The following is a 16,167-nucleotide window of genomic DNA, read 5'->3' on the forward strand; positions in this document are numbered from 1 at the left end:
GCTGACCCCTGCCCAGGCACGCGCCCCTCACGCCGGCGACGACCCGGCCGCTAGGCCAGGGTGACGAGCTCGGCGTACTCCTCGTTCCACATGTCCTCGACGCCGTCGGGCAGCAGCAGCACCCGGTCAGGGGCGAGCGCCTCGACGGCCTCCTCGTCGTGGGTGACCATCACGACGGCCCCCTCGTACGCCGCCACCGCGCCCAGCACCTCGGCCTTGGACGCCGGGTCGAGGTTGTTGGTGGGCTCGTCGAGCAGCAGCACGTTCGCCTGCGAGCTGACCAGACCGGCCAGCGCGAGCCTGGTCTTCTCGCCGCCCGACAGCACCCCCACCGGCTTGTCCACGTCGTCCCCGCCGAACAGGAACGACCCGAGGACCGTCCGCGCCTCGCCGTCGCTGAGGTGCGGCGCGGCTTCGGCGAGGTGGCGGCCGACGGTGTGCGCGGGGTCGAGGGTGTCGTGCTCCTGGGCGAAGTAGCCGAGGCGCAGCCCGTGGCCGTGCACCACCCGCCCGGAGTCGGGCCGCTCATGCCCGGCGAGGATCTTGAGCAGGGTGGTCTTGCCCGCGCCGTTCAGCCCGAGCACGACGAGCCTGCTGCCGCGGTCGATGGCCAGGTCGATGCCGGTCAGCACGGGCAGGCCGCCGTACGACTTGGTCAGGCTGATCGCGCCGAGCGGCGTGCGGCCGCAGGGCGCGGGCTCGGGCAGCCGGAACCGCGCGACCTTGGCGGCGCGCCGCACCGGGCGGGTCTCGGCGAGCATGCGCTCGGCGCGGCGGGCCATGTCGCGGGCGCGCACGGCGGTGGACGAGCGGGACCGCATGCGGTCGGCCTGGGCGCGCAGCGCGGCGGCCTTGCGCTCGGCGGCGGCGCGCAGCCTGGCCCTGCGCCGGTCGTCGGCCTCCCGCTCGGCCAGGTACGCCTCCCAGCCCATGTTGCGGATCTCCAGCGTGCCGTCCTCCAGGTGCCAGACCCGGTTGACCACGTCGGCGAGCAGGTCCGTGTCGTGGCTGATGACGACGAGCCCGCCCGGGTAGCCGAGCAGGAACGTGCGCAGCCAGGCGATGGAGTCGCGGTCGAGGTGGTTCGTCGGCTCGTCGAGCAGCAGCACGCCCGGCTCGGCGAACAGGACCCTGGCCAGCTCGACGCGGCGGCGCTGACCGCCGGAGAGCGTGCCGAGCGGCTGGTCGAGCACCCGGTCGGGCAGCCCGAGCCCGGCGGCGACGCGGGCGGCCTCCGCCTCCGCCGGGTAGCCGCCGCGCGCCTGGAACTCGGCCTCGGCCCTGGCATAGCGGGCCATGGCCTTCTCTGCGGCCTGTGGGGAGGCCGAGGCGGTCTCGGCGAGCGCCGTCTCGGCGGCGCGCAGCTCGCGTACGGCCTCATCGAGGCCGCGAGCCGACAGAATGCGGCCGATGACCGTGCTCGCGGGGTCGGCCGCGGCCGGGTCCTGCGGCAGGTACCCGACCGGGCCGGTACGGACGATCTCGCCGGAGGCGGGCTGGAGCCGCCCGGCGAGGGTCTTCATGAGGGTGGTCTTGCCCGCGCCGTTGCGGCCGACCAGGCCGACGCGGTCGCCGGGGGCGACGTGACCGGTGACACCGGACATGAGCAGAGAGGCGCCGGCGCGCACGGCGACGCCACGGAAGGTAAGCATGGGATGACGCTCCGGAAAAGCTCAAGGACACAAGGGTGACGTGAAGCCGGTGTCCTGGGCTAAGAAGTCCGGGGCGTAGACATGCGGATCAGTGTACGGGCGGGCCGCGCGGGCCCGCCACGGATTTTCCTGCGGGTCAGTTCCAGATGCCCGGCACCTGGTCGGGCGTGTCGTCCTTGACCTCGCTGCGGTCGATCACGTCGCCCTCGAGCGGGAGCAGCACGGTCGCCTCGCGGCCCCAGTCACGGTAACGGGTGTCGGACTCGACCTGGACGGTGCTCTTGCCGATCGGCAGCGTCGCCTTGGCGACGACCCGCCGCACCAGGCCCTTGTCACCGAAGTAGATCGTGTAGGCGATCTTCCCGTCGCGCTTGGCGGTGAAGCCCGTGCCGTAGAAGGCGGCGAACGGCTTCGAGGACTTGACGAGCTTGCTGGCCTTCACGCTGCCCTTGAGGATGCCGTTCTTCCACGAGGTGCGGCCTGCGACCAGCGTCTTGAGCGTGGCCGGGTCGAGCGGCTCGACGACGAGGTTGCTCGGCGGCTGGACGACCTTGCGGTAGCGCACCCAGCTCGTGCCCGGCGGCAGCGCCTGCTCGACCACGGGGCCGGAGACGTAGCTCACGCCACCGGAGGAGAGCATGCGGATCGGCCCCGCCTGAAGGGCCTCGGTCTCGGCCGGGCTGGTCTTCTTCATGGTGCGCAGCAGGGCCGGGCTGTACTGCAGGGTGTGGGCCACGTCGGAGGCGACGGGCCCGCGCGGGCCGAAGCCGATGGTGCCGTCGAGGGCGGAGGTGGCCACCTGTCCGGCCTTGTAGGTCACCTTGGCGGTGGCCTGCAGGTTGACCGCCTTGCCCTGCCCTAACTGGGACTGCAGCGCCTTGACCGGATCCGTGGTGGGGGCGGCGTGCGCGGGAGCGGCGAAGAACTGCGCCAGGCCCGCGACGGCGACCGCACCGATAAGGGTTCGCTTCATTCGCTTTCCTTGTTGAGGGTGCTGAAAGACGCGAACAATCTGGTGCATCTAAGATCGCTCGTCAAGCCGAATCCGCAGATGAGGCATCCTTTGCCCGGCGATCCCCCGCCGTCGTCACGGCCGGGGATCGCCGGGCTCCGCTGCGTGGCGGTCACGGGAGTGACGCGCCGCTCAGAAGAGGCGCGTGCGCTCGGAAGAGGCTCGGCACTCGAAGCGGCGGAGCGCTCAGAAGTAGCGCGAGGTGAGGTCCGTCGTGGGCCACGTCTTCACGGCCCCGGTCGCCTTGCCGAGGATCGGGTCGATGGAGTCGAAGTCGGGCGTGCCCTCTTCCTCGCGCCGGTTGAAGATCGCGCAGTAGCTGACGCCGTGCTGGATCCTGGCCAGGAAGCTGTACGTGCCCGGCATGGACCCGGTGTGCCAGGTGTTCAGCGTGCCGAGATTGTTCGTACGGACGTGCCAGCCGAGGCCGTACCAGGAGCCGTTCGAGTTGACGCCCGTCTCCGGCTTGGCGAACACGCGGCCGATCGACGTCTTGTTGAGCACCGGGCCGGAGGCGTCGAAGACGAAGCCCCACTTGACCATGTCGACCGCCGAGGCGAGCCAGCCGCCGTTGGCGTCCTGGTTCGGCATGCTGAAGCCGCCGTACGGGTAGGGCACCACCTCGCCCGAGTCGTCCACGACGCTCTTCCTGGTGTACTGCGACTCGTACGTCACCTCGGTGGGGAACGCCTGCGAGCGCAGGCTCCTGCCCAGCCGCATCCGGGTGATCCCGACCGGGGCGAGCAGCGTGTTGCGGACGTACGTCTCGTAGCTCATGCCCGACAGCTTCTCGATCACCCGGCCGGCCAGCATGTAGCCGTAGTTGCTGTAGGCGTACTTGCTGCCCGGGGTGAAGTCGAGCTTCCTCGCCGTGACGTACTTGATGATGTCGTCGTGGTCGATCGGCAGCGACACGCCCAGCGCGGAGGCGATGCCCTGGTCGTACCAGAGCGGGTCCGGGGACACGCTGCGGTCCCAGCCGCCGGTGTGCTGCAGCAGCCGCCACAGCGTGACGTCCTTCAGCCGCGGATCCGCCGAGGTGGACAGCCCGAGCAGGTCCGCCACCTTCGCGCCGAGCGCGACCTTGCCGTCCTGGGCCAGGCGGGCCAGCGCGGCCCCGGTCAGGCTCTTGCTCAGGCTGGCGATGCGGAAGAGCGAGGTCGGCTGCACCGCCACGGTCTTGCCGTTCGCGACGTACGAGCCGTAGCCGCGGGCCAGCAGGATCTTGCCGTTCTTCGCCACCGCGAGCTGGGCGCAGGAGATGTTCCGCTCGGCGATGTACGTCTTCATGGCGTTGTCGAAGCCCGCGAGCGCGCTGGGGACGACCCCCGTCGTCGGGATCGCACTGGCGTGGGCGGCCTCGGAGCCGAGCACGACGGCGGGCACCATTCCGGCACCGACCTGGAGCAGTCGGCGTCTAGTGAGCATAACGATATTGAGGCAACAAGGGGATCTTTCCTACCACAATGATCTCCGCCCGGGGTCCTGATCGCCCAGAGCGAAGAAACCACCCCCGCACCGACGACCGGCCAACGGCGGGGTAGCAACGCAGCTTGGGCGGGACGGCCGCACGACGGCGCCGCACGCAACGGCGACCGGACGCGACGGCGCCCGGACGCGACGGACGGGCCGCGGGCCAGTGGCGGGGCGACGACCGAGCGCGGCAGGCTGTCAGCAAGCCGGACGCACGACGACGGGACGGACGCGAGGTGCCTGCGGGCGCAAGCGGGCTGGAGGCGGGACGGCCGTGCGCCGGAGGTGGGGCGGTGACGTGCCGACAGCGGAGCGGCGGGCGAGCCAAAACGAGGCGGCCGCAAGGCGGTAGCGGACCTGAGGCGCCCCGGCGGGAGAGCGCCGGCAGGCCAGATGCGCCTCACGGCGGAGCGGCGGCAGGTCACAAGCGGGCCGATGCGGGGTGGCGGCTGCGGAAAGGGGCGCGCAGCCGCCGGCCCCGAGCGCGGGACGGCTTGGCGGGGAATCCCCTGACCAGCGGGCCTGTAACACCCGAGCGGGGCACGACCCGGCACAGAAACCGGTGATCAGCGGGCCTACTACCCCCGACGGCAACCCGACCCGGCAAGGAAACCCGCGACCAGCGGGCCTATGACCCCCGGGGGCGGCCCGACCCGACACGGAAACCCGTGACCAGCGGGCCCCATGACCCCCGTGTGGCGGGCCGGTGTCCGGGCTTGCACGGCTGCTGGTCAGCCGAGCCGGGACGGGTCGCGGTCAGCGATCGGACGGCTCGGCCGGCGCCTCGATCACGGCCGTTCCACGCAAGCGACCCGGCTAGGCCGGGAAGTCCTTCGGGTTGACGTGGCTCGTCCGCGCGGTGCCGCCCTTGACCGGGTTGAGGGTGATCGTCCAGATGGTCCGCGTCCGGGAGGTCGTGGTGAAGCGCAGGCGGTTGTTGAAGCGCTGGTAGCTGGCCCCGCGGGTGAAGCGGCCCTTGGAGACGCTGTAGCGGGTGCCGGTGGTGAAGTAGATGGTGTACGTGCCGTCCCTGACGTCCCGGATCGTCGCGCTGGACTTCGCGCGCACGTAGATGCTGATCGCCTTCTTCCTGCCCTTGACCAGAGCGACGACGCCGTCACGCGACGTGCCGTTCTTGATCTTGAGCTGGCCCAGCCCGCCGCTGATGCGGTCGTAGAGGATGCGGCCGTTGCGCGGGCGCGCGGCGGCGGCCTGCTGGGCGGTCAGCGTCACCGTCGTGACGGCGGGCGCGCTCGTGACGGGCGCGGCGGCGTTCGCGGGAGGAGCGACGAGCAGGCCACCGGCCAGGGCGACGGCGGCGACGGCGCTGGTACGGAGAACGGCTCGGCCAGATAGGCTTTTCACGATCGACATCTCCTTCGTGACGCAATGTCACGGTAAAGATAGAAGATCGCACGCCATACCGGTACCTGGTATCCGACAGGGCTTCATTCCGGATTCGCCCGCCCTGGGAAACGGCCCGGCGCGGCACATGGCCTAGACTGCGGCAGATGTTCCTGGCCCCCGCCCGGTTGGCCTGGCTGGATGCCCTGCGAGGGCCGGCAGCGCTGGCCGTCACCCTGCATCACGCCGGCTGGACGTTCATCCCCCGCATCTGGGCGGAGGTGGACCGGCGCGTCGACGTGGGCACCTGGGGCGTGTTCGTCTTCTTCCTGGTCAGCGGCTATATCATCCCAGCCTCGCTGGAGCGTAAGGGCGATCTGCGCGCGTTCTGGACCGGCCGGGCGTTCCGGCTGCTGCCGCTGCTGCTGGTCGCCTGCGCGCTGCTGCTCGGGTTAGCGCTGGCCGGGGCGCTGCCGGTGCCGGACGGGCTGGGCGACCGGCCGGCGGCGCTGGTCGTGCTCGGCAACGTGACCATGCTCCAGGAGCTGCTGAACCTGCCCGCCGTCATCAACGTCACCTGGACGCTGTCGTACGAGATGGCCTTCTACCTGATGTGCGCGGCGCTGTTCGCGGCCGGCCAGTCGCACCGGTCGGCGGGGATCGCGGTGGCGCTGGCGGTGCCCGCCGTGCCGCTCGGGCTGCTGCTGCCCAAGGCGGTCATCGGCGGGCGGGCGGACCTGCTCGCCGCGTCGCTCGGCCTCGCGGTGGTCGCGGCCGTCGCGGTGACCGTGCTGGGCAGGGGCGCGCTCAGGACGGCGGGCGCGGTCGCGGGCGGGCTGCTGGGCCTCGCGCTGGTGGTGCTGGGCAGCAGGGGCGGCACCTGGCAAGGCGTGATCATCCTGGCCACGATGTTCGCCGGCACGGCGATGTACCGGGCCGAGCAGGGCACGATCTCCTGGCGGGCCGCGATCGCGGCGGTACTGGTGGTGCTGGGCTGCGGCCTGCCGGCCAAGGACGACCCGGCCTGGGCGCCGGCGATCGTGCTGGCGTTCTGCGCGTTCTGGCTGGCGTACCGGCTGCGCGAGCGCACCTTCCCCGCCTGGCTGCCGCGGCTCGGCGTGATCAGCTTCTCCGTCTACCTGCTGCACCCGATCCTGCTGCACGTGCTGCCGAACCTGCCGCTCTACCTCCTGGTCCTGATTCCGCTCAGCATCCTCACGTACCACGTCGTCGAGGCGCCGGCCCAGCGACTCGGCAAGCGCCTGGCGGCGCGCGGGCCCGGCTGAGCGCGCCGGGCCCGCGCCCGGCTCACTCCTGCGGCTCGCCGGTGAAGGTGTGGGTGCCCGCGCCCACCTCGGCGGGCGCGCCCTTGAACGGCAGGTCCAGCTCGGCGGTCACGCCGGGCGGCACGGTGACGGTGACGGTCAGCTCGCCGCCCGCCCTGGTCCAGGCGACGCGGGCAGGCCCGTACGGCGTGTCGAGCGCCGCCTCCGCCTCGGTCAGCCCGCCTCCGGGACGCGGCGCGACCCGCAGCCGCCGGTAGCCGGGGGCGGCGGGGGCGAGCCCGGCGACCGTACGGTGCAGGAAGTCGGCGACCGCGCCCAGCGCGTAGTGGTTGAACGAGGTCATCTCGCCCGGGTTGACGCTGCCGTCGGGCAGCATGCTGTCCCAGCGCTCCCAGATCGTGGTGGCGCCCATCGTGACGGGGTACAGCCACGACGGGCACTCGCGCTGGGTCAGCAGCTCGTAGGCGGTGCCGTACTCGCCGACCGCCGCCAGCGCGTCGCAGATCAGCGGCGTGCCCACGAACCCCGTGCCGATGCGGTGACCGTCGGCCGCGACCAGCTCGGCCAGCCGCCGTCCCGCCCGCTTCCGCTGCCGCGGCGTCTCCAGCAGGTCGAAGCAGATCGCCAGCGCGTACGCGGTCTGCGTGTCGCAGGCCAGCCGCCCCGACGGGGTGACGAATTCGCGCGCGAACGCCGCCCGCACCTCGCCGGCCAGCGCCGCGTAGCGCGCCGCGTCATCGTCGTGGCCGAGCAGCGCGGCGGTCTCGGCGACGATCCGCGCCGTTCTGGCGTGGTAGGCGGTGGCGACCAGGGCGGGGTCCGTACGTGCCTTGCCCGGCTTGTCGGGCGGCGCGGCCGGGTCGAGCCAGTCGCCCCACTGGAAGCCGGTGTCCCACAGGTGGCTCTCGCCCGCCCGTTCTGCGATGTGGTCCACCCACGCCTTCATGCCGGCGTACTGGGTGCGCAGCAGCCCGACGTCGCCGTAGCGCTGGTACAGCACCCAGGGCACGATGACGGCCGCGTCGCCCCACGCGGCGGCGGGCTCGGCGGGCATCAGCGGCACCCACGGCACGTAGTGCGGCACGGTGCCGAGCTTGGCCTGCTCGGCGGCGAGGTCGGCGAGCCAGGAGGACAGCGGGCCCGCGCAGTCGTAGAGGAAGGACGCGGTGGGCGCGAAGACCTGGAGGTCGCCCGTCCAGCCGAGGCGTTCGTCGCGCTGGGGGCAGTCGGTGGGCACGTCCACGAAGTTGCCGCGCAGGCTCCAGACGGCGTTGTCGTGGAAGCGGTTGAGGTCGGGATCGGAGCAGCGGAACGAGCCGGTGGGGCGCAGGTCGGTGTGGCACACGACCGCTTCGATCCCCGTCTTCGCGCCGTCCCCGTCACCGAACCCGTCTTCGGCCACCTGCGCATCGCCGCCTGCGGCCGCCGCCTCGAGGCCGTCGGGTAGGGGGCCCGGCCAGCCGTCGATCTGGGCGTAGCGGAAGCCGTGCATGGTGAAGCGGGGCTCCCACTGCTCCGGGGCGTCGTCGCCGCGCAGCGTGTAGGTGTCGGTGGCGGCGGCGTGCCGCAGCGGGCGCAGGCTGAGCGCGCCGTTCTCCAAGACCTCGGCGTGGCGCAGGGTGATCGTGTGCCCGGCCGGGCCCTGGACGCGGATGCGCAACCGCCCGGAGATGTTCTGCCCGAAGTCGAGTATGGTCTCCCCCGACGGCCCGGTGAGCACCTGCCGCGGGCGCAGCGTCTCGACCCTGCGCACCGGCGGGCCGGTGGGTGCGACGAGCCTGGCGGGGTCGTGGTCGAGCACCTCGGCGGGCGTCCATGCGGAGGCGTCGAAGCCGGGCTCCGACCAGCCCTGGGGCAGCAGGCGGGCGTCGTAGCGCTCGCCGTCGTACAGGCCGGTGGCGGTGATCGGGCCGGTGGCGCAGCGCCAGTGCTCGTCGGTGACGACCAGGTCGGTGCCGCCGTCGGCGTAGGTGATCTCCAGCTGGGCGATGAGCGCCGTACGGTCGCCCCAGACCTCGGTCTTGCCGCCGCCGAAGCCGATCCTGCCGCGGTACCAGCCGTCGGCCAGGGTCGCGCCGATCGTGTTGGGGCCCTCGCGCAGCAGTCCGGTGACGTCGTGGGTGCGGTAGCGCAGCCGCCGGTCGTAGCTGCTCCAGCCGGGGGCGAGCACGTCGTCGCCGACGACCCGGCCGTTCAGCTCGGCCTCGTACAGGCCGTGTGCGGTGACGTACAGGCGGGCGCTCGCGACGGGGCCGCGCAGGGTGAAGTCGCGGCGCAGCAGCAGGGCGGGGCCGTCGGGCGGGCCGAGCAGGTCACGGGGCGGCGCGGCGGCCCCCGCACGCCAGTCGGCGGGCTCCAGCAGGCCGGTCTCGACCGCCGCCCAGGGGCTCCAGTCGCTCGCGGAGCCGTCGCCGCCGTGGACGCGGACGCGGACCTCGCGCCGCTCGCGCGACCGCAGCGGCTCGGCGGGCCAGGGCACGAGCACCGACTCCGCCGACTCGACGCGCCATGTCTCGCTCGCGTCGTTCGCGGTGCGGGTTTCGATCTCGTACGCCGCCTGCGTCCAGCCGGGCAGGTCGGTGGCGACGGTCCAGGACAGGCGGGGGCGGCTCTCGCCGATGCCGAGGGGGTCGCGGTGGTGCTCGAAGGTGGGTGGTGTGACGTGTAGCAAGGCGCTCCTTCAGGTCGGCCCTTGATGGCCCCGGCGGTCGATGCCGGCCACGGTCGTGCGGACGAGGCGGATGAGGAGTACGGAGATCAGCGGGAAAGCTTGAAACGTTTTAACAGCGTCGCCGCGAGCTAACGTAAAACGCCGCGTGAGGGTGCGTCAAGACGCTGTTGTGGAAAACGATGTCCACTCCTCACCCCAGCTCCTGCGCCGAATGGCGACTTTGGACGTCGCTTTCAGGGCATCGTTGCTCACCAGGCTGCCGGGTGGCAGCGCGGGCTCCTACACTCGTCACCGACGAACGGAAGGCGGGACTCATGGCGGAGCGCGGGCCCAGGCGGCGGGTGACGATCGCGGACGTGGCCCGCCACGCCCAGGTGTCCACCACCGCCGTCTCCAAGGTGCTGCGCAACGCCTACGGCGCCAGCCCCGCCATGCGCGACCGGGTCAAGGCGGCCATCGAGGAGCTGGGCTACCGTCCCCACGCGGCGGCCAGGGCCATGCGCGGGCGCACGTTCACCATCGGGGTGCTGCTCCCCCACATCCGCAACCCGTTCTTCGCCGACGTGCTGGACGGCGTGAACGAGCAGCTCGCGGGCACCAGCTACCAGGCCATCCTCGTCCAGGGCGGCGGCACGGACCTGGCCGCCGAGAGCCGGGCGATCGAGGCGCTGATCGACCGGCAGGTGGACGGCATCCTGATGATCGCGCCCCTCACCGCGAAGTCACGGCTGGAGGAGGTGTCCGCCGAGATGCCGCTCATCGTGCTCGGCCGCCACGAGCGCTCATCGGCGTACGACGCGGTCTTCGACGACGATGACGCCGGCACCGAGCTGGTCGTGCGCCACCTCATCGAGCTGGGCCACCGCCGCATCGGCCACATCTCGCAGCGCTGCCCCGGACGCGGCCGGCCGCTCGCACTGCCCCACCTGACCAGGGCGGAGACCTACCGCAGGGTGATGGACGAGCACGGCCTGGCCGCCGAGATCGCGATCGCCGTCACGAGCTGGACCGAGGAGGGCGGCTACGACGGCACGCGCGAGCTGCTGGCCCGTTCGCCCCGGCCGACCGCCATCTTCGCGGGCGACGACCAGGCGGCGTTCGGCGCGCTCGCGGCCCTGCACGAGGCGGGACTGTCGGTGCCCGGCGATATGTCGGTGGCCGGCTACGACAACACCAAGCTGGCGGCGATGGCCAACATCTCGCTCACCAGCGTCGATCAGGACGGCGTGCTCATGGGCAGGACGGCGGCACGGCTGCTGCTCGAACGCGTCGAAGGGCGTGCGGCCGCCATGCGCTTCTCCGTCACCCCGACCCTGGTGCCACGCCGCTCCACCGGCCCCGCCCCCGCCGACCAGGGGTAGGGCCGAGCGGGACAGGCCGCCGCCTAGGAGGGTCGGGGGCCGGACCGGGTCGGCGAGCCGGGCGGGCCAGGGCGAGACCGCGGCGGGCCAGGCCGGTGAGCCGGGGCGCGGCCGGGCCGGTGAGCCGGGGCGCGGCCGGGCCGGTGAGCCGGGGCGCGGCCGGGCCGGTGAGCCGGGGCGCGGCCGGGCCGTCAGCCGCGTTCGCCGGCGCCGCAGAGGTAGCCGACCACCATCTCGCCGACCATGCGGCGCAGCCGGTCGCGGTGTTCGGGCGCGGTCATGTCGCGTCCGAACAGCGCGCCGAAGGTGTGCTGGTTGGCCACGCGGAAGAAGCAGAACGCGCTGATCATCATGTGGACGTCGATGGCGTCGGCCTCGGTGACGAAGTCGCCGCTGGCCCGCCCGGCCTCCAGGATGCGGGTGATGAGGTCGAGCACCGGCGCGCCCAGGTTGGCCAGCACCTCCGACTTGCGGATGTGCTCGGCCTGGTGGATGTTCTCGATCGCGACCAGCTTGATGAAGTCGCGGTGGGCGTCGTGGTGGTCGAACGTCAGCTCGGCGAGCGTGCGGATGGCCTCGACCGGCTCCAGGTGCTCGACGTCGACCGTGCGCTCGACCGCACGCACCTCGGAGTACGCCTTCTCCAGGACGGCGATGTACAGCCGCTCCTTGCTGCCGAAGTAGTAGTAGATCATGCGCTTGGTGGTGCGCATGCGGGCCGCGATCTCATCGACCCTGGCCCCGGCGTAGCCGTAACGGGCGAACTCGCGCTGAGCGACGTCGAGGATCTCCGCCCGCGTGCGGTCGGCGTCCCGCCGGCGCTCGGCGGTGGCGGGAGACGAGGTCATTCGCTCATCATAGGCGGCCCCGCGGGGCTGCTCGCGTACCGGCCGCCGGCCATACCGTCATGGGGGCCGTCATGGGGGCCGTCATGGGGCCGCGTGCTGGGCGGCGAGGCGGATGGGGGCGTTGACCGCGCCGTAGCCGTCGTATCCGTCCACCCGCTGAACGAGCTCGAAGAACACCCGGCCCACGGTGACCGTGTAGAGGTGCAGGAACGCGCCGCCGCGCTCGTCGCGGTCGTACAGCACGCCCAGCTCCCGCAGCTCGGGCGGCACGTCGTGGCGGGCCTCCAGGTCGTCGTAGTAGTTGGCGGGGATCGGCAGCAGCAGCTCCGGATGCTCGGCGCGCAGCCTGCGGGCGACGGCGAGCACATCCGTACAGGCGAGCGCCACGTGCTGGGGCGGCGGCTGGCCGGCGCCGACCTGGGCCAGGTTGAGCACCATGCGCACGCCAGGCCCCTCCCCCGTGCCCTGCGGGGTGGACGGGGTGGACGGGGTGGACATCGCCCGGCTGCGCACCAGCCCGTACGGGTCGGGCACCTCCAGGCTCTCCTGCGGCTGCAGGCCGAGCACGCCCCGGTAGAACAGCATGGCCTCGTCGAAGTAGTGCGGCGGCTGGGCGAGCGCCACGTGGTCGATGTGGGTGATCCCGCCGCCTCCGTGCCCCGGGGAGCCGCCTGCCGAGGGGGAACCGCCGCCTCGGGGCGAGCCGTCGTCCGAGGAGGAGCCGTCCTCCGGCGGGAAGTCGGCGAGCCAGCCGTCGTCGCAGAAGAAGATCTCCGTGCCGTCGGGCGCGGCGACCGCGTGCAGCATCGCGTCCTGCGGCGCACGTTCGCGCGGCAGGACGGGCGACAGCAGCGACTCTGCGTGCTCGACGGCACGGCCGGGGTCCGGGCTGTCCAGGCCGATCGCGAGCAGCCCCGGCCCCTGACCCGCACCGGCCTCGTTGACCAGGAGGCGGGCCGCGCCCTGCGACCACAGCTCGACCGGCTTGCCGCGGTGCCGCCCCGTACGGGTGAAGCCGAGCGCGGGCAGCACCCCGCCCAGCGAGCCGGTGCCGGACAGCTCGGCGAAGGCGAACCCCGCCGGCACCGACGGGTGCACCGCCCCTTGGAGCTGCCTTTCGAGCGCGATGAGCGAGCGCATGCCGTCGCGGGCGGTCCGCGCGGTGCCGGCCTGGCGGAAGTGGTCGTTGAACACCTCAAGGGACAGCGGGCCCGCGTACCCGGCGTTGAGCGCGTGCCTGACCACCCGGGCCACGTCGAAGCCGCCCTGGCCGGGGAAGCAGCGGTGGTGGCGGCTCCACTGGAGCACGTCCATGGCGAGCAGCGGCGCGTCGGCGAGCTGGAGGAAGAAGATCTTCTCGCCGGGGATGGCCTCGATGCCGAGCGGGTCGGAGCCGCGCGAGAGGATGTGGAAGCTGTCCAGGCAGGTGCCGAGGTTGGGGTGGTCGGCCTGGCGCACGATGTGCCAGGCGTGCAGGTACTCGTTGACGTGCCTGCCCCAGGCCAGCGCCTCGTACGCGATGCGGATGCCGTGCTCGGCGGCCCGCTCGGCGAGCAGCCGCAGGTGCTCGGCGGCCAGCCCGTCGTCGGCGATGGTCTCCGGCGAGACGTTCGAGCAGACCAGCAGCAGATCCGCGCCGAGCCGCTCCATCAGGCGGAACTTGTGCTCGGCCCGCTCCAGGTTGGCGCGCAGCCGGGCTCTCGGCACGCACTCGAAGTCGCGGAACGGCTGGTAGAGGTCGATGGTGAGCCCGAGGTCGGCGGCCCTGGCCCGGATCTCCTCGGGCGGGAGCGGGCAGGCGAGCAGGTCGTTTTCGAAGATCTCCACACCGTCGAAGCCCGCGGCGGCCACGGCCGCCAGCTTCTCCGTCAGCGTGCCGCTCACCGACACGGTGGCGATCGACTTGCGCATGGCTCCTCCTCGGCCGCGACCGGCCGATCGGGTCGGTCCAACAAGGTCGGCCCAGTAGGTCGGCCCAGTCAGAATCAGCCCGGTCAGGGTCGGCTCGGTCAGGGTCGGCTCAGTCAGTCAGGTCGGTCAGGTGGGCGAGCATCCGCTCGGCGTCGGGCGTACGGCCGGTGAACAGGCGGAACGCGTGCGCGGCCTGGAAGACGACCATGCCGCCGCCGTCGAGTGTCCGGCAGCCGAGCGCCCTCGCCTGCTTGAGCAGCTCGGTCTCGAGCGGCCGGTAGACGATGTCGGCCACCCACAGCTCGGGGCGCAGCAGCTCGGCGGGCAGCGGCATCCCGGGGTGGTGCGCCATGCCGGTGGGCGTGGCGTGGAGCAGGCCGTCGGCGCCCTCCAGCAGCGCGGGCAGGTCTGCGGTACGGCCCTGCCGCACGCGGCCCGCGCCGTGCCGCTCGGCGAGCCGGTCGGCGAGCGCCGCCGCCCTGCCGGGGTCGGCGTCCACCACGGTCAGCACGTCCGCGCCGAGCGTGAGCAGCGCGTGCCCGACGGCGGCGCCCGCGCCGCCCGCCCCGAGCTGGACGACGTGGCGGGTGGGCGCGCCGGGCAGGCCGCGGGTGAACGACTCGGCGAAGCCCGTCCAGTCGGTGTTGTGGCCGACGGCGCGTTCGCCGTCGAAGACGACCGTGTTGACCGCGCCCAGCATGGCGGCGTCGGGCGACAGCTCGTCCAGGTGCGGGATGACGGCCTGCTTGCAGGGGTGGGTGATGTTGAGCCCGTCGTAGCCGAAGCGGCGGGCCGTGCGCAGCAGCTCACCGGCGTCGTCGCCGAGCCGGTCGGTGTCGAGCAGCCGGTAGACGTAGCGCAGGCCGTGGTGTGCGGCTTCGCGCTCGTGCAGCGGAGGGCTCAGCGAGGGACCGATGCCCGAGCCGATCAGCCCGATCAGGTACGAGGTCATGCGGTTCTCCTCGGCCGGCCAATAACGTACGGACTAGTGAGTTCGTTATAACGCACGAGCCGCTCCCCCGGGAAGACGTCCTTGACATGTGACCCGCGCCACGTCAGCATTGCTCCCACGTTAATTAACTATCTAGTTCGTAAAACACGGGTAACCGGCGCCGGGGGCCGCCGCCACCACGCTCACCAGAAGCCCGAGGAGCCCACGTGACCGACAACTCGCCAGGCAACTCCCCAGGCAGCCCCCTGAGCAGGGGAACGCCGCGCAAGGCCGCCTTCGCCGCCTGGATCGGCAGCGCGCTGGAGTACTACGACTTCTTCATCTACGGCAGCGCCGCCGCGCTGATCTTCGGCAAGGTGTTCTTCGACGACTCCGACCCGGCGACCGCCACGCTCCAGTCGCTGGCCAGCTTCGGCGTCGCCTACGCGGCCCGGCCGGTGGGCGCGTTCTTCCTCGGCCACATCGGCGACAGGTTCGGCCGCAAGAAGATCATGGTGTTCACGCTCGTCCTGATGGGGCTGTCGACGTTCCTCATCGGCTGCCTGCCCACGCGCGAGCAGATCGGCGGGGCCGCGCCCGTGCTGCTGGTGCTGCTGCGCATCATGCAGGGGCTGTCGGCGGCGGGCGAGCAGGCCAGCGCCAACTCCATGACGCTCGAGCACTCCCCCACCGACCGGCGCGGCTACTTCACCAGCTTCACCCTGAACGGCACCCAGTTCGGGCAGATCCTGGCCACGTTCGTCTTCATCCCGGTGGCCGCACTGCCCGATGAGCAGCTGCTGAGCTGGGGCTGGCGGGTGCCGTTCTGGCTGAGCGTGGCCGTGGCGGTGGCCGGTTACATGATCAGGCGGCGGCTTGAGGAGACCCCGGCCTTCGAAGAGGAGGTCGCCGCCGGCACCGTGCCGCGCCTGCCGCTCGCCGAGCTCTTCCGCGAGCACTGGGCGAGCGTGCTGCGCGTGGTGTGCGCGGCGCTCATCGCCACCGTCAGCACGATCTTCACGGTCTGGGCGCTCAACTACGCCACCAGCGACGAGATCGGCCTCGACAACGCGACCATGCTCTGGGTCGGCGTGGCCGCCAACGCCGTCGCGCTCGTCGCGATCCCGCTGTGGGCGCGGCTGTCGGACCGGATCGGGCGCAAGCCGGTGTTCCTCATCGGCGCGATCGGCAGCCCGATCATGATCTTCGCGTACCTGGCGGCCATCAACGCGGGCAGCTATCCGCTGGTGTTCGCCGTCGGCATCCTCACGCTCGGCGTGGTCTACAGCGCGTCCAACGGCATCTGGCCCGCCCTGTACGGGGAGATGTTCAGCACCCGCGTACGGCTGTCCGGCATGGCGATCGGCACGCAGATCGGGTTCGCCATCGCCGGGTTCGCCGTGGCGTCCGCGGCCGGGATCGTCTCCCCCGACGGCTGGCTCGGGCTGCAGGGGTGGACCGGCGTCGGGGTGTTCACCGCGATCCTGTGCGCGATCAGCGCCATCGCGGTGGCCACGGCGCGGGAGACGTACCGGGTGCCGACGAAAGAGCTCGGCACCTCCCCCGCGCCGGCTTCGGCCCGCTGACCCGGCCTGCCATCGGCTCCGGGCCGCCCCGGTTCGGAGCCCCGCGGCTCAGCCTGCGGCGGTCTCAGCGCCCCGTGGCTCGACCCGCCGCG

At 72.5% G+C, this 16,167-nt stretch carries 11 protein-coding genes; 3 read left to right on the forward strand and 8 right to left on the reverse strand.

The genetic code is table 11. The features are described from left to right. Window positions 1-50 precede the first annotated feature (50 nt). From AB0K67_RS10090 to AB0K67_RS10105, 4 genes are all read right to left on the reverse strand, one after another. Window positions 51-1,652 (reverse strand): ABC-F family ATP-binding cassette domain-containing protein, encoded by a 1,602-nt coding sequence (locus AB0K67_RS10090; RefSeq protein WP_364055898.1) that lies wholly within the window; start codon window positions 1,650-1,652, stop codon window positions 51-53. 136 nt (window positions 1,653-1,788) lie between these two features. Then, complete coding sequence (locus AB0K67_RS10095) at window positions 1,789-2,625, reverse strand: hypothetical protein (RefSeq protein WP_364055900.1); 837 nt, start codon at window positions 2,623-2,625, stop codon at window positions 1,789-1,791. Window positions 2,626-2,850: 225 nt separating this feature from the next. Further along, a complete protein-coding gene (locus tag AB0K67_RS10100; protein WP_364055903.1) occupies window positions 2,851-4,092 on the reverse strand; it encodes a serine hydrolase domain-containing protein in 1,242 nt (413 codons plus the stop codon). Between the two features lie 861 nt (window positions 4,093-4,953). Next, the gene (locus AB0K67_RS10105) at window positions 4,954-5,502 is read right to left on the reverse strand and encodes a hypothetical protein (protein ID WP_364055906.1); all 549 of its coding nucleotides are present in this window, start codon (window positions 5,500-5,502) and stop codon (window positions 4,954-4,956) included. Between the two features lie 146 nt (window positions 5,503-5,648). On the opposite strand from AB0K67_RS10105, the gene AB0K67_RS10110 reads away from it, so the two are divergent. Next, a complete protein-coding gene (locus AB0K67_RS10110; RefSeq protein ID WP_364055909.1) occupies window positions 5,649-6,767 on the forward strand; it encodes an acyltransferase in 1,119 nt (372 codons plus the stop codon). Between the two features lie 22 nt (window positions 6,768-6,789). Here AB0K67_RS10110 and AB0K67_RS10115 read toward each other — a convergent pair whose 3' ends face one another. After that, window positions 6,790-9,438 carry a glycoside hydrolase family 78 protein gene (locus AB0K67_RS10115; protein WP_364055912.1) on the reverse strand — a complete coding sequence of 883 codons (2,649 nt, stop codon included), beginning with the start codon at window positions 9,436-9,438 and terminating at the stop codon, window positions 6,790-6,792. Between the two features lie 314 nt (window positions 9,439-9,752). Between AB0K67_RS10115 and AB0K67_RS10120 the strand changes: the two genes are divergently transcribed. Next, entirely contained in the window at window positions 9,753-10,799 is a 1,047-nt protein-coding gene (locus tag AB0K67_RS10120) for a LacI family DNA-binding transcriptional regulator (RefSeq protein WP_364055915.1), read from the forward strand. 191 nt (window positions 10,800-10,990) lie between these two features. On the opposite strand, the gene AB0K67_RS10125 is transcribed toward AB0K67_RS10120, so the two are convergent. The 3 genes from AB0K67_RS10125 to AB0K67_RS10135 all read right to left on the reverse strand — a co-directional run bounded on the left by AB0K67_RS10125 (window position 10,991) and on the right by AB0K67_RS10135 (window position 14,510). Continuing rightward, the gene (locus AB0K67_RS10125; RefSeq protein WP_364055918.1) at window positions 10,991-11,647 is read right to left on the reverse strand and encodes a TetR/AcrR family transcriptional regulator; all 657 of its coding nucleotides are present in this window, start codon (window positions 11,645-11,647) and stop codon (window positions 10,991-10,993) included. An 81-nt stretch (window positions 11,648-11,728) separates the two neighbouring features. Beyond that, the gene (locus AB0K67_RS10130) at window positions 11,729-13,558 is read right to left on the reverse strand and encodes a TIM barrel protein (protein WP_364055921.1); all 1,830 of its coding nucleotides are present in this window, start codon (window positions 13,556-13,558) and stop codon (window positions 11,729-11,731) included. 109 nt (window positions 13,559-13,667) lie between these two features. Beyond that, window positions 13,668-14,510 (reverse strand): shikimate dehydrogenase, encoded by an 843-nt coding sequence (locus tag AB0K67_RS10135; RefSeq protein ID WP_364055924.1) that lies wholly within the window; start codon window positions 14,508-14,510, stop codon window positions 13,668-13,670. A gap of 206 nt (window positions 14,511-14,716) precedes the next feature. Here AB0K67_RS10135 and AB0K67_RS10140 point away from each other — a divergent pair, with 206 nt between their 5' ends. After that, window positions 14,717-16,075, forward strand: a complete 1,359-nt coding sequence (locus AB0K67_RS10140) for an MFS transporter (RefSeq protein ID WP_364055927.1) — start codon at window positions 14,717-14,719, stop codon at window positions 16,073-16,075. Window positions 16,076-16,167 lie beyond the last annotated feature (92 nt).

Origin of the sequence: Nonomuraea sp. NPDC052634, assembly GCF_040678535.1 — a bacterium.
GTDB classification, from domain to species: domain Bacteria; phylum Actinomycetota; class Actinomycetes; order Streptosporangiales; family Streptosporangiaceae; genus Nonomuraea; species Nonomuraea fastidiosa.